Annotated in this window: 15 protein-coding genes; 6 read left to right on the top strand and 9 right to left on the bottom strand. The window is 48.6% G+C overall.

The annotated features are described in order from the left end of the window. Positions 1-10 precede the first annotated feature (10 nt). Positions 11-976, top strand: coding sequence for an ABC transporter substrate-binding protein (locus JYB63_RS15630; RefSeq protein ID WP_205658831.1), 966 nt, complete (start codon positions 11-13; stop codon positions 974-976). Then, on the top strand, positions 973-3,687 hold the full coding sequence (locus JYB63_RS15625) for an ATP-binding protein (protein WP_205658830.1): 2,715 nt from the start codon (positions 973-975) through the stop codon (positions 3,685-3,687). Before JYB63_RS15630 ends, JYB63_RS15625 begins: the two co-directional genes overlap by 4 nt. 49 nt (positions 3,688-3,736) lie before the next feature. Here JYB63_RS15625 and JYB63_RS15620 read toward each other — a convergent pair whose 3' ends face one another. The 3 genes from JYB63_RS15620 to JYB63_RS15610 form a co-directional block, all read right to left on the bottom strand. Beyond that, on the bottom strand, positions 3,737-4,108 hold the full coding sequence (locus tag JYB63_RS15620) for a hypothetical protein (protein WP_205658829.1): 372 nt from the start codon (positions 4,106-4,108) through the stop codon (positions 3,737-3,739). Between the two features lie 6 nt (positions 4,109-4,114). Beyond that, positions 4,115-4,594, bottom strand: a complete 480-nt coding sequence (locus JYB63_RS15615) for a DUF2489 domain-containing protein (protein ID WP_205658828.1) — start codon at positions 4,592-4,594, stop codon at positions 4,115-4,117. Positions 4,595-4,711: 117 nt separating this feature from the next. Continuing rightward, positions 4,712-6,361, bottom strand: coding sequence for a vWA domain-containing protein (locus JYB63_RS15610; protein WP_205658827.1), 1,650 nt, complete (start codon positions 6,359-6,361; stop codon positions 4,712-4,714). Positions 6,362-6,470: 109 nt separating this feature from the next. Between JYB63_RS15610 and JYB63_RS15605 the strand changes: the two genes are divergently transcribed. Both JYB63_RS15605 and JYB63_RS15600 read left to right on the top strand, forming a co-directional pair. Next, positions 6,471-7,337, top strand: a complete 867-nt coding sequence (locus tag JYB63_RS15605; RefSeq protein WP_205658826.1) for a hypothetical protein — start codon at positions 6,471-6,473, stop codon at positions 7,335-7,337. A gap of 25 nt (positions 7,338-7,362) precedes the next feature. Then, positions 7,363-7,593 carry a hypothetical protein gene (locus JYB63_RS15600; protein ID WP_205658825.1) on the top strand — a complete coding sequence of 77 codons (231 nt, stop codon included), beginning with the start codon at positions 7,363-7,365 and terminating at the stop codon, positions 7,591-7,593. Positions 7,594-7,666: 73 nt separating this feature from the next. Here JYB63_RS15600 and JYB63_RS15595 read toward each other — a convergent pair whose 3' ends face one another. The 3 genes from JYB63_RS15595 to JYB63_RS15585 all read right to left on the bottom strand — a co-directional run bounded on the left by JYB63_RS15595 (position 7,667) and on the right by JYB63_RS15585 (position 9,861). Next, positions 7,667-8,056, bottom strand: coding sequence for a DUF3461 family protein (locus JYB63_RS15595; protein WP_205658824.1), 390 nt, complete (start codon positions 8,054-8,056; stop codon positions 7,667-7,669). Between the two features lie 173 nt (positions 8,057-8,229). Next, positions 8,230-9,009 carry a spermine/spermidine synthase domain-containing protein gene (locus JYB63_RS15590; RefSeq protein ID WP_205658823.1) on the bottom strand — a complete coding sequence of 260 codons (780 nt, stop codon included), beginning with the start codon at positions 9,007-9,009 and terminating at the stop codon, positions 8,230-8,232. 18 nt (positions 9,010-9,027) lie between these two features. Beyond that, positions 9,028-9,861 (bottom strand): formylglycine-generating enzyme family protein, encoded by an 834-nt coding sequence (locus JYB63_RS15585; protein ID WP_205658822.1) that lies wholly within the window; start codon positions 9,859-9,861, stop codon positions 9,028-9,030. A 161-nt stretch (positions 9,862-10,022) separates the two neighbouring features. Between JYB63_RS15585 and JYB63_RS15580 the strand changes: the two genes are divergently transcribed. Together JYB63_RS15580 and JYB63_RS15575 are read left to right on the top strand one after the other, a co-directional pair. Further along, entirely contained in the window at positions 10,023-10,427 is a 405-nt protein-coding gene (locus JYB63_RS15580) for a DUF302 domain-containing protein (RefSeq protein WP_205658821.1), read from the top strand. An 88-nt stretch (positions 10,428-10,515) separates the two neighbouring features. Next, positions 10,516-11,121, top strand: coding sequence for an START domain-containing protein (locus tag JYB63_RS15575; protein WP_205658820.1), 606 nt, complete (start codon positions 10,516-10,518; stop codon positions 11,119-11,121). A gap of 15 nt (positions 11,122-11,136) precedes the next feature. Here the strand turns inward: JYB63_RS15575 and JYB63_RS15570 are convergent, their stop codons facing one another. The 3 genes from JYB63_RS15570 to JYB63_RS15560 form a co-directional block, all read right to left on the bottom strand. Then, positions 11,137-11,418, bottom strand: a complete 282-nt coding sequence (locus JYB63_RS15570) for an HlyU family transcriptional regulator (protein WP_205658819.1) — start codon at positions 11,416-11,418, stop codon at positions 11,137-11,139. A gap of 54 nt (positions 11,419-11,472) precedes the next feature. Further along, positions 11,473-13,299: a polysaccharide biosynthesis protein gene (locus tag JYB63_RS15565; protein ID WP_243432013.1), complete on the bottom strand. Its 1,827-nt coding sequence runs from the start codon at positions 13,297-13,299 to the stop codon at positions 11,473-11,475. A gap of 122 nt (positions 13,300-13,421) precedes the next feature. Continuing rightward, positions 13,422-14,480, bottom strand: a complete 1,059-nt coding sequence (locus JYB63_RS15560) for an MraY family glycosyltransferase (protein ID WP_205658817.1) — start codon at positions 14,478-14,480, stop codon at positions 13,422-13,424. Between the last annotated feature and the right edge of the window lie 2 nt (positions 14,481-14,482).

Below are 14,482 nucleotides of genomic sequence, written 5' to 3'. Positions count from 1 at the left end.
GAGTTAGCATATGGACAGGTGTGAACTGACCAGAAAGCCCCTGAACTTGGGGGGCAGAATAATACTTAGCCTGCTTGCCCTGCTATGTATTATTAAACTGTGTGTTGCCAGCGCTGCAGCACAGGCGCTTATCGTCCTGAGTAATGCTCAGCAGCCTTATCAGGTCGTCAACCGCGAAATTATTCTGCAATCAAAGGGTGCTGTTCCTCAGACCATTTCACTGGAAAACCTACGTCAGCGCCCTGCCGGTTATCTGCGACAGTTTAATCCGCTGATTACTGTCGGCAGTGCTGCCGCTGATTATATCTTTGCCAGCGCCCCTGCCGGCAGCCAGATTATCAGCAGTTTCATCCCCAAGCCCGGTTACCGGCGTTTGCTGAACCGTTATTCCGACCGGCTCCGGCAAATTGGCCATACAGCGATTTTTCTTGATCAGCCTTACTACCGCCACATTACGCTGGCACGGGCGGTACAACCTGACGCGCGTAATCTGGGGGTAATACTCGGCCCCACGACAGGTAAAGACCTGCCGGCACTGAAAACAGCCAGTGAGGCAATGGGCTTCAGACTCAGTCATGATGAGTTGGTGAGCAATGATAATCCGTTACAAATGCTGCAACCGATCATGGCACGCTCTGATATTTTCCTGGCATTACCGGATCAGGCAATTTTCAACCGGACAACCGCCAAGTGGATTCTGTTTATGAGCTACCAGCAGCATATTCCGCTGATTGGCTTTTCCCGCAGTTATGTGGATGCCGGAGCGCTGGCTGCTGTGATTTCCACCCCGGAACAGATCGGCCAGCAAACCGCCGAGGTTCTGAATATCTACAATGACACAGGCACCCTGCCGCCGGCCGGTTACAGCCGTTATTTTTCCGTCATTACAAACCCTCAGGTAGCCCGTAACCTGAATATTGAATTACCCGCGCCTTCTCAGCTTGAAGCCCGCCTGAAAGAGGTTGAACAACGATGAGTCTGCTGCAGAACGGTTTCGCAAAAGGCATCCGCCTCAAAGTATTTACCATCACACTGGTCCCCCTGCTGGTGATGACCCTGATACTGGCCGGCTATTTTATTTCCACCCGGATTGCAGACAACGAAACCGCCCTGATTGAACGGGGCGCCACCATGTCCCGGCTGATGGCCGCGGCAGCGGAGTTTGGCATCATTTCAGAACTGACACCCCAACTGAAAGCCCTGAGTAAGGGACCAATACAGGAATCCGACGTTAAAGACGTGATCTTCCTTAACGCGACAGGACAACTGATTTATCGCTCCACAGACATCGACTTCCAGTTCATTCCCCGGCCAACGCCGACATACAACCGGCAAAACGGTTACTGGTTGTTCGCCACACCGGTGATGGCAACCGGCATTCTGATAGATGACTCGCGGGAGTATTCTGAACCCCAAGCGCCGGAAATACTCGGCTGGGTTGTCATTGCGATCTCCAGTGAATCCATGCGGGAGCGTCAACTAGATATCATTATCAACACCCTGATCTTATTACTGATCGGCATTCTGGTGACCTTTATTGTGGCAGCCCGGGTTGGACACACCCTGACAGATCCGATTATTGATCTCACAGAACTGGTCGGCAAACTCCAGCAGGGGCAGTTATCGGCCCGGGCCACAGAGCAGTCTGATGCCGAAATCGGCTCTCTGGAACGGGGCATTAACCTGCTGGCAGAGCGGGTTCAGGCCTCGAATCAGTTACTGGAAAGCCAGGTGGATAAAGCGACCCAGCGGCTGCGCAAAACCATGCAATATCTGGAAACCCAGAACCATGCCCTGCATAAAGCCCGGGAACGGGCTGACCAGGCCAATATGGCGAAGGACGAGTTCCTTGCACGGATGAGCCATGAATTACGCACACCACTCACCTCGGTACTCGGCTTTACCGGCCTGCTGAAACAGACCGATCTGAGTTACGAACAGCAGGAGCATTGCCGGATTATCAGCCAGACTTCCACCATGTTGCTGGCCATCATTGACGACATTCTTGATTTCGCCAAGCTGCAATCTAATGCGATTCATCTGGAAAGCATTCCGTTTAACCCGGAAGAATGCATTCACAGTGCAATTGAAATGCAGGCACAAAGCGCCGCAACCAAGGGGCTGGAACTGATCTATCAGGTCAGCAATGATATTCCGCCGGTGGTACTGGGAGATCCGATGCGCCTGCGTCAGGTAGCTACAAACCTGATCGGAAATGCCATCAAATTTACCGAACACGGCCATGTAATCGTGAGCCTGAAGCGCCTTGAAAGTGAAGAGGACGCTGTACGGATAGAATTGACAGTGCAGGATAGCGGGATCGGTATTAATCCGGAGCAGCAGGCGCATCTGTTCAGCGCATTTTCACAGGCAGACTCATCCATCACCCGCCGCTTTGGCGGCTCCGGTCTGGGACTGGTTATCGTCCGCAAACTGCTGGAACTGATGGAGGGCGAAATACGCCTTAACAGCATGCCCGGACAGGGCACCGAGTTTATCTGTACCCTAAACTGCCTGCCAGCCGCCTCCGCGCTGACAGGTAGCGCCGCTCACTCCCTGACCCATACCAAAGAACTGATTATTTTTGACCGGCACCGCAGCAGCTTACAGGCTCTGGCCCAACTGGCAGAAAACAGTGTGGCGCGGGTATATCCATGCCGTACTCTGGAACACCTGAGTAATTACATAGAACAGGCAGCCGGAGCAAACAGTGCGCTGATCTTTGGCCTGAGCGCCGATCCGGAAACTGCACGCGAGCAAAAACGGCAAATCCCGGCGTTATTCCGGGGCTTTAAAGGCAATATCCTGTTACTGGTGCCTTCACTGAACAATGATGTCAGTGAACTTACCCGGGGGCAGAACCACCACAATATTACCGTGCTGACCAAACCCCTGCGCCGGGTAAACCTGAGCAAATGGCTGAGCCACTCGGCAACCAAATCCGGCCGCTCACAACTGGTCAGCAAACTGCCAACCCTGACGCCAGGCACCAGGGTATTAATAGCCGAAGACAATGACTTCAACCGCTTACTGCTGAGCCGGATTATGAGCACTGCCGGCGCGGTAGTATCAGAAGCGATTAACGGTTTGCAGGCAATACAGCTGGCAGAACAGCATCAGCCTGACATCATTCTGATGGATGTACACATGCCCCGGATTGACGGTATTGAAGCCACCCGGCAGATTCGTGGCCTGATGCCGAATGTGCCGATTATCGCGCTGACAGCCAATGTTGTCTCCAGTGAAGAACAGGCCCTGCACGAAGCCGGCGTTAACCGCATTGAGTATAAGCCCATCAACGATACCCGCTTACTGAATGCCATGCGCCTGTTACTGAAGCAGGAACAGGGGAGCTTACCGCCGGCGGCCCGCCCTCACGACGAAACCAGCGCAACGGATCTGAGTAATTACAAACTCAGTGCGGAAGATCTCCATGCGGAACTGCTGCGCCAGTTAGCAGCCCTGCAACAGGGATTTTCCGCTCAGGATATCGGTAAATTACGCAACCATGCCCACCAGCTTACCGGGTTGGCAGGCCTGTTCGAATTGCCGGCACTGGAGCTGGCCAGTATTGATTTAAGCCAGGCCGTAAAAGCGGCAAATATAAAAGACAGCTGGCACTGCCTGTGGCGGTTACAACGTCTGATTGAGCATCATCAGTATCAGGACAATACTGAAGATGACTAAGCTATGAATTAAAAAACCCGGACTAAAAACCCGGACTAAAAAAGCCGGGTCAGAAATCCCGGCTGATCGGAGTATGCTTAATAATGTCGATGAGCTCGTCCGCCTGTTCCTGAATATATGCCCTGCCGGCGGCATCATATAAGCGACCGTGTAATCCGGGCTTAACCGGTAAATCAGTTAAGCCTTCATCGAATTCGTAACAGTTACGGCGGATCTTCTCCAGCGCCTCATCATGGAAAATCGGCGAGCCCAGAAAAACCGCCCATGCCTGCTGATCAGTACTGCCTTCACTGACGCCTTTTAACAGCGCCAGCACAGATTCCCGGCTCGGCCGGTAGGTGGGCGTACGGCCAAATACCAGCGCAGCAATCAGCAAAAGCAGAAACAGTAAGGTAACGAGAAAAACAGCCAGAAACTGCATGACTGATCAGTGGTAACGGTCAAACGGATGCTGACGCAGCTTCCCGGCGGCAATCAGAATGGCCTCTTTGTGCTCATTTTCCACTTCATCCATTAACTGCATATGGGGCAGTTTCTGTTTGGTTTTTAGCGCTTTCCATTCCTTTAAGCGCGGAATATGCCGGGTCTTCTCGTACACTTCACTGAAGACAACAAAGTCATCATGCCGACACAGCTGCGGGTCCAGATTATCCAGCAGCATCCGGCACCGTATCGAACCTTCGATCACAGACATTTCATCGTTCATCAGCGTCTGGGCAATGACCTGAAGACTTTCCACCAGATACGCACGGTGTTCCTGTGCCTTCTGCGCCACTTCTTCCAGACGGCGCTGATTCTCTTCTTTGCGGGCTTTCTGCTCACCCAGTAAACGCACAATAAACCACAGAGCACCGGCACTGATCGCCAGCCCGACAATAATTAATCCGTAGACCACAGTCTCAGACATTCACAACCTCGATCATTTTCATTCACTATGTTGTGTATTATCCCCTAAAACCGGCCACAGCTATAGAGGCCGGGCCGGTTCTGACTCAAATCTGTGGATACTCTACGGAAATTTTATTTAAAGCTCCGCCGTCAGCTGTAATTGCTGAATGAAGCCGGCACGGTAACCAAACCGGTCTGCACCTTTGCCGTCACGGGCAAGATCAGCCAGAGACTGCCAGCTGAACGCTGATAACGCCTGATGATTACGCAGCTTCTGACTATACCCGGCGACTGCAGCAGCAAAGCGGTAATCCTGGCTGCAGGCAGTAACCGGCTGACAACGACTTGCAGCACGAACGGCCACCGCCTGCTCCTCACTGTTACCGCCCTGCCGGGTCTTATAGCGCAGGCGGATATAACCCAGCTCACCCTCATTAACGTCTTCAGCACTCTGTTCAGCTGGCTGATAACGTAACGGATAAGTTTGCGGCTGGTTCTGCAGCACTAACTCATACAGGGCAGTAACAGTTTGTCCGGCACCCACTTCACCCGCATCGGTACGTTCATCCAGAAAGGCCTCATCATCCAACTGGCGGTTTTCATACCCAATCAGACGGTAGCTTTGCACCACCGCAGGATTAAACTCCACCTGTATACGGGCATCCCAGGCCAGGGTATGGAAATTTGCCGTCAGCTGTTCGCTCAGGACTTTGCGGGCTTCCTGCAGGGAATCAATATAGGCCGCGTTTCCGTCGCCGGCGTTACTTAATGTTTCCATCAGGTGATCGTTGTAATTACCATCACCAAAGCCAAGCACACTGAGGCTGACACCTTGCTTTCGCTGTTCACTGATGTACCGTTCCAACTCTTTAATGCCAGTCATGCCCAGATTAAAATCACCGTCGGTGGCCAGCAATACACGATTCACGCCTCCTTCAACCAGGTGTTCCACCGCTGTGTTATACGCCAGCTTTAAACCGCCTTCGCCATAAGTACCACCGCCGGCATCCAGTGCATCAATAGCCTGCAGAATTTTGCTGCGCTCGTTACCCGGCGTTGCATCCAGCACCTGATTCACACTGCCGGCATAGGTAATCAGACTGATCCTGTCATCAGCATCCAGCTGTTTTACCAACAGCTTCAGTGACTGTTTAACCAGCGGCAGCTTATTGGCATCATTCATTGAGCCGGACACATCCACCAGAAAAACCAGATTTGCCCCTTTATCACTGTTGACGTCCCGGGCTTTCATGGCAATTTTCAACAAACTGGCCTGAGCATTCCAGGGGCTGACACCCAGCTCATAGTCCAACGACAACGGCTTACCGGTATCCGGCTCGGGATAATCATAATTAAAGTAATTCACCAGCTCTTCGGTTCGTACCGCATCTACCGGCGGTAACTGACCACCGTTAATGAAACGCCGCACATTGGCAAAGCTCGCCGTATCCACATCCAGACTGAAGGTACTCAGCGGTTGTTTTTGCGGCGACAGGTAAGGGTTATTATCAAACTGCTGATAATTTTCATGGGATGGTTCAGGGTGAACAATGCCGGGTGGGAAAATCCCAGGGTTAACAACGTGCGCCTGCATGGACATAGCATCCGCCTGCATGCTTCGTTTCACCATCTTCGAAGCACTCATGACTTCCTGTTCCTGCATGACTTCCGGCACCGGCTGCATCTGTACTACAGGTTGCTGATTCGCCTGCCGGGCACAGCCGGCAACGGTTGCAATAACAACAGCCGATACGGCCAGCGCAATGTGTGTTTTCCTGACTGACATACTGAATTCCTCGCATAAAGTATTAGCACCTATGCTAAATTTTCAGCAGGCTATGTACTGATACCAGTTTCATATAAAAACGGGCTTCTGATTTTATATTTTTTATGTTATGGCAAACCTGTACAGTAAAATTCACCGGTTGAAAGCACAGGGCTGGACCTGGGATGAATTTCTGCATCAAATCAGCCTGATTTATCCGCCGGGGATTGATGAAAAAACCCTCTACGGGCTTTACCGTCAGCCACACCGCAAAGCCTCCAGACATATCCGCCAGGTTCTGGAGCAGCTTCATGACCAGTGTTTCCCCTCCCCTTTCCCGGCGTCTGCAGAAGCACTGATCGGACTCTATAACCGCCAGTTTAATAACCCCCGTCATCCGGACCTTGCTGCTGAGCAGCAGGCCCTGAGCATTTACCTGCACGAAGCCCGGCAATACGGGCCGCTTCTGTACCGGGCAAGGCTCTACTGGCTCAGCGGCAATATTCAGCTGGATCAGTTGGGCGTTTTCCGGAAAAACGGCAAGCTCAGACAATTAAAAACCGCCCAGCAACAGGGCATTGAGTTTTATCAGCAGAGCCTGTCATTGCTGGAAGAGGCGCAGCAAAATACTGAAATACAGGCGGATATTGATGCCTTTACCTTTTATAAATTACGGCAAAACATGCTGGCCTGTTATCTGAATGCCCTGACACCGGAGACCCGCAGTGAAAGCAGCAAGTTGCTTGAATATCTGGAAGCCTGTGATTTTATCTGCAGCACCAAGCAGGTACTGGCAGCAGAGCCTTTTCAGTGGTTACCTGCCCGCAATGGCTTACGGTTCAGTTCACTGACCCATAATGCCGAAGATTGCCGCTGGTTTTATGAAGCTATGTGCATCGCCAATAAAGCCTTTACTGACCTGCACTACAGCCCTGAAAATACACCTTCTGTTGCCAGCAGCATTGAGTTTCGCTGGGCAATCGAAAATGTTTTATGAAATCTGACATGGAAAGGAACGGGATATGAGCCCAGTACGTCTGTTTATTGCTTTTATTATCAGCCTGTTGCTGATCAGCTGTGCGGTCGATTATCAACAGGAACCCGCACCTGAGCGGCAAACTCAGCAACAGCAGGGCAAACCCGCCGCCAGCAGTATCGAACAGGAATCACGTGAAGCGGTACAGGATGCAGCCGAACCAGCCCTGAAACGGGCACCGGCCGATGATGATGACGATATGTTACGTCTTGATTAAAGCTTCCAGACCAAATTCAGAAGCGGCCGGGCGGCGCTTCTGAATCTGCTGAAAAATAACCTGTTTGTCAGGTTTACAGCTCGTCGATACGGCGACGCAGCTCATCGACTTTGCGGGCAACAACCTTTTCCAGGTGATCCAGCTCTTCGATTAAGTGTTCTTTCTTGTCTTTTGCTTTCTTCTCACCGGCAACTAACTGGTCCAGTTCAGCAACGGCTTTCAGAAAATACGGAGACGCTTCCGTTGTATCGCGGAACGGCACAAAACCGCTATCTGTCGGAACCGCTTTATGGGCACGCTTAAACTTAAATTTCTTGCTCTTTGCCATCCACTCGCCCTGATGGCGGTGCAGATAGATCTTCAGCACGTCGATATCATTTTCGATGCGTGAAGAGTAACGCTGGATATCGTACGGATCTTCGATACCCATTTCTTTCAATGTTGGAAATTTTTCAGCAGACATCAAACCACTCCTTGTAACAAATTGACAAACCAAAGCCATTATAGGGTAGCCAGAGCCAATTCTTAAGAGAGTATTTCTAACGAATGACCCAGAATGAGTTCATCAATTAACATTAGCGAAAAAAACTGAAAGCAGGTAACTGAAAGTGAATCATTACTTACTTGGTACAGGCTTTATCTAATAGGCTCAGGGAGGTACGTCAGGTGATTCAGCAATGTTTTGAAATCCAGCCCCCAGCACTCAGTTAAATCATCCGCATTGCTTTTTAACACCGCTGCTGCCGTACAGGGCTGGTGCCGACAATAAATCACAACGTTCTCAAAATCTTCCATATGAAAGATGACTACATGTGAAAAATATTGACGAATAATTGTGACAACCTGAAGCAGCACTTCCTGCTCTGTCAGCAGGAGATTCACAGTAAGACAGCCGGTAGCACTCATCCGCTCATAGAGGTTAAGCCAGAGAGATTCTTCCTGTAGACGATCCTGACAGCGATCTGAGCCGAACAGATCAACACAGATCAGATCATAACGTTCAGTGCTTTGCTGCAGATACTCAAATGCATCAGTCTCAATAACCTTAACGTTTTTCGGAAGCGCAAAATATTGATGGGCGGCGGCTAATACATGAGCATTAAACTCGACGGACACAATCTCACAACCGGGTAAGTGCTTAGTCACGAAACGTTCAACAGCCCCGCCGCCAATGCCCAGATTCAGTAAGCTACGGGGTTCATTACCCAGCAGCAAACTCATCATCATTGCCTGGACATAGGCGAATACCGGCCTGGCCGGCTCACCGGTATCCATAGCGGCTTGCAGATAATGATCATCAAGCTGAAGCCAGCGAATATTGTTTTTTTCAAGCACCCTCAGTGATGAAGCGATATCGTCGAAGATGACCGTACCGTCGGTGAAACAGTGGCTGAATTCTTCCCGGCTTAAAAACATGCTCAGATCCTATTTACTTTATTGTGCCGGATAGACACAGCGAATGCCGTTTGAACCGTATAAATCAGGATTGCCTGTCACCGGCTTGGCAAAGCGGTTTGATACCCGTTGGGCCGGTGGTTTTTCATCCCAGGAACCACCTTTAACCACTTTGCGCTGACCTTCCTGTGGGCCGGTTAGCATCCCTTTGGCATAATACTCGCGGTGTGCCCGGGGATGATACCAGTCCATCAGCCATTCACTGGTACCGCCTATCATATCAAACAACCCATAATCATTCGGCGGAAAACTCCCCCGGGGCCAGGTCAGGTCACGCCAGCAGCCATCTGTTTCTGTATCAGCTTTACCGGGCGCAAAAGGATCAATAACCGCACGGGAGCAGTCCACTGGTGCATTACCCCATGGAAACTCAGCAGAGGAACCTGCTCTGGCTGCCCATTCCCATTCAACATCATAAGCAAGGCGGCCCCCCTGCCACTGACAATACTGCAGCGCCTGTTCCCAGTTAACACAGTTCTGCGGATAGTTATCACGCCCCGGCGCACCATAATTACAGTAGTGGGTCCGGCGGTAATCAAACGGAACCGTGCATATCCCGGCATCCACACAGGCACGGTATTCCCCAACGGAAACTTCATGGATACCGATACGGAAATCGTTCACTGTCACCCTGACACCGCCGGCCGGACCTTCATCAGTATCACACTCGCTGTCCCCCACGGAACAGCCAAGCTGATAACTGCCTCCCGGTATAAGTACCGTTTCCGGAGAACTGCTGAACCCCTGCGGGGAAACCAGCAAACCAAGCAGTAAAGCTGCATTTATGAGCCATTGCTTCTGTTGTAACGTCATATCATCGCTCAGATTTAATCCGGTAACATACTGACACAGCCGGTACCGAGCAGGCCAGAAGGCAGGCTTAACTGACATAAAAAATGGTGTATCGGACATAGTGAAGATTCTTCCACCACCTTAGCATTTCCCGCTTCCGTAAACTGTTCAGGTATATTCACATGAGTCACTCAGCATCTAAGGGGTTAATACACACCTCAAGCAACCATAGCTGCGCAAATACAATTGAACGTCTGGAACTGCAGATCACAGAAAAACAAATGGCGGTAATTGCCAAAGTTGATCATGCTGCAGCCGCAGAAAAAATAAACGAAACCCTGCGCCCAACCACTCTTCTCCTCTTCGGTAACCCGCAAGCCGGTACACCGGTTATGCAGAACAGCCAGACAGCCGCTATCGACCTGCCACAGAAATATCTGGTATGGGAAGATCAGCAGGGTCAGACCTGGATAACCCACAATGATCCGGCCTATATTGCCGAGCGCCATAACACAGAAGGTCTGGATCCGTTACTGGATAAAGTTTCAACTGCGCTACAATCTATAGCGACAGCAGCAGGAGAATAGCGGGTAACCTGAAACCATGAACACAAGTGATGCTTCCGGACTCACGGCTCAAGTCCTAGCCAGGCTGGCAGGACTATTAATACTGCTAATGGCCGTCACAGGGTGCAGCAGCATCAGTAAACAACCCGCGGCACATTCTATTGACGATGGCAGCATTATCGTCAGCCTTCATGATTACCCCCTCACTAAACATGAAAACAGTGCCTTCAAGCAGGTCAAAGCACAGATGATAACCGGTAAACCTACGGCACTGGTTTTCAGAGTAATCAGTGACCTGCCACTCACCCCCACATGGTTCAGCCACCTGCGAAGTATTGAAACCCTGGAAATATATTCCCCGAGAAGCTTCCTGACCCGGGCAACACTCGATAGCCCCTGGCCGTTTACAGACAGGGATATTATCAGTTGCGTGACCACACAGTTCGAGCCAGAGAGAATCATTATCAAGCTTAAGGACTGCCATGCTGAACACCCTCAACAGGACAGCACCCTGCGGGTCACCGCATCGGATTCCCGCTGGATCATTACCGGTAAGGGCGATAAAACACGTATTGAGTATGAGGCCTGGACCGACCCGGGTGGAAATGTGCCTGCGTTCATCTATAACGCATTACTGACAGAGACAACATTGGAAACGCTGAGCAAACTGAAGCAGCTACTCAAAACAAAATCACTGGCCGATTACAGCTACTGAACCGGCCGGCGGCTATCAGAATATGGCATCGCCCTGCTGATCAATCATCTGGCGGGCCTTACGTACCATCTCATCACGACAGGACTCCGCTGAAGGCAATAAATCCGCCCGTACAAAGGTGTGCGACTGATCACCCTTTGTGATCTCACCACAGATACGGTACTGACTGCCTTCCTGCTGTGGTGTCGGTGTAATCGTATAACCTTCATATTCGACCGGTGGAAAACTTTCTGTCACCGGCTCAGCAGGTGCTGAACTGCCTGAAAACATCGACTTTAACGCTGAAAAAAGACTCACACCATTCTCCTGATTAACCAACAGTTCTGTGTATTCTACTGTTGATAGTACTGCCTAGTGAAGCTTCTGCGCTTCAGACTCAATACGTTGCTGCTGTTTTGAATAGATTAAATCCCGAATCTCATGCTGCGGGTTATAACCATTCACTACATTTAACAAAACAGTCCGGACACGATCATAATCGAACTCATCCAGAGCACAACTCATATCAGCTAACACAGTCTCTAACTCATCCCAGCTCAGCATCACTTCGGATGCCCGCATGATCATCTCATGCTCAGTACGCTGAACGTTATCGCCAATCAGCAACTCTTCATAGAGTTTTTCACCGTCACGTAAACCGGAAAAAACAATCTCAATCTCACCGTCCGGATTTGCATCATCTTTCACTGAGTGCCCGGACAAATTGATCATTTTCTTTGCCAAAGATTTGATCTTAACAGGCTCGCCCATATCGAGTACAAATACATCCCCGGAACATCCCATAGAACCCGCCTGAAGTACCAGGCAGGCTGCTTCAGGAATGGTCATAAAGTAACGGGTAATCTCCGGATGCGTCACGGTAACAGGACCACCATCCTGAATCTGCTGCTTAAACAGCGGAATAACAGAACCGGAGGACCCCAACACGTTACCAAAACGCACCATGGCGAAACGAATCGCAGAGGTATCTTTTTCCCGCAGCGCCAGGCCCTGTAGAACCAGCTCAGCAAAACGCTTACTGGCCCCCATAACATTGGTAGGCCGTACAGCTTTATCAGTAGAAATCAGAACAAAGTTTTTAACGCCGCAGTTAATTGCAGCTTCAGCGGTATACCAGGTACCCAGCAAGTTATTACGAATCCCTGACAGAATATTCGCTTCCACCAGAGGCACATGCTTATACGCAGCAGCATGGTAAACAGTATCAATTGCGTACCCATTCATAACTTGTTCCAGCAATGCTTTATCCAAAACATTACCCAGAATCGGTATCAGCTGAATGTCTTCAGGCAGTATAAGCCGAAGCTCACGTTCAATGCTGTATAACGCAAATTCTGTTAACTCATAGATAACAACGGTAGTTGGTTGCTGCGCAATGATTTGCCGGCATAACTCTGAACCGATAGAACCACCCGCACCGGTTATAAGCACATTCTGGTTGCGTATACAGCGGTCAAGCAATGTCTGATGGGGCTTAACTTCCTCTCTGCCAAGCAGATCGGCGATATCGATTTCACGGACGTCACTGATGGTGACTTTGCCTCCAGCTAAGTCGGAAAGGCCGGGAAGGGTAAGAATGCGGATTTGAAGATTACTCAAAGAATCGACTACCGACTGACGTCGGACCCGCGAAGCCGAAGGAATTGCCAATAGGATGGAATCTACATCGTATCTCTCTACCAAAGCAGTGATTTCTGATGACGTATAAACTCTGAGTCCATTAACGTCTAAACCCGAAAGATTCTCATCATCATCAACATAAGCAATGGATAAAAACTCTTCGGAATGATATAACGCTGTAGCTAACTGCCGACCTGCAGAGCCTGCACCATATATAAGTACCCTCTCAGATTGACGTTTTGCCTTTTGCTCTCCACCAGGAAAATTGTAAAGAATGATCCATCTGGCAATCATTCTGCTACCGCCTACTGCAAAAATAACAATAAACCAAAAAATAAATATGACAGATCTGGGGGTGCTTTGCTCAATAGCTAAAAAGTAAGTAAAAACAGCCCAAACTAATATAGATAGAGTAACAGCTTTAATAATTACCCATTGAGCCTGATAGCCTATATACCTCACAACAGCTCTATACAGCCCCATTTTTATAAATATAGGAATTGCAACTAAAGGGGCTAAAACATATGAAGGCCAGTGAATGAAATCCTTAGCCATCATATCTCCATACCGTAGCGCAAAACTCAACCAGCATGAAAAAGGTAAAACCAAGAAATCAAAAAACAAAAAACATAATTTTTTTTTGTTCCTAGACATATTTAACACAGCAGATAACATCTAAATTACTCTTTGTTAAAAATCTTACTCGGCGATTCAAAAGAATCAAAACCTGCTCCAAACTTATTCACCAAAAAAATAACTGGAACATAAGCGACAAAAGAAACAAAGAAGCCATCAAGAACTTCAAAAGCAATAAGAATAGAAAGAGGTAGAAGCCATAAAATATTAATCATAATGACATATTTAACAACAACTTTATGAGAACCAAAGTATTGTGCGGCATGTTGATAGGCATGACTTCGATGAGCAATATGAATACTTTCCCCCCCCAGTAAACGACGAACCAGTGTGCTTGTAGCGTCTGAAATAAAAACAGCTAACAAGGTAATCCAACACCAAAATAAAATATTATTTTCAAGTGTAGCTAAGACAGAAACAGTTGACATGATAAAACCAAGAAACCCACTACATGCATCTCCCATGAAAATTTTCGCAGGAGGAATATTCCAAGACAAGAAACCTAAAATTGAAAAAAATAGTATAGTTAATATAATAGAAGAGTTAAGAAATCCACCATCATTAGCTATTAAACCACAGATAACAGCCCCTATACAGACAAATAAAGCCTCTATACTGGCTAATCCATCAATTCCATCCATGAAATTAAAAAGATTAAGAATCCAAACAATATAAAAAATGCCGAGCACTGCACCAAAATATGAAAAATCGATTGTATAACCAAAAAATAATAAATTTGGAAAATAATTCAGCGTAAAAACAAAAATAGAAGCCGAGAAAAAGTGAACTGTAAGACGCCATTTAGCTGATATATGACCGAGATCATCTAAAAAGCCAATGAATGCCACTAATACACTACCAAAAACAAACGCGAGTAAACTATAAAATGGTAATAACTCAAATATAAAAAAAGCTGTACATGCAAAGAAATATGAAATAATAACGGCTACCCCCCCCCCTCTAGGAGTAGGTACTGTATGAGAGCTTCTTTCGTTAGGAACATCTATTATATTATTACGTAAAGCATATTTATAAATCAAAGCTGTTAAGCACCATGAAGATACAGCTGTTAACAAAAATATAGAGAGATATAAATATAGCATAA

The sequence above is a fragment of the Aliamphritea spongicola genome, from assembly GCF_017051665.1.
GTDB lineage: Bacteria > Pseudomonadota > Gammaproteobacteria > Pseudomonadales > Balneatricaceae > Amphritea > Amphritea spongicola.
Note: the sequence above shows the minus strand (reverse complement) of the source record. Positions and strands in the feature narration are given on the sequence as shown.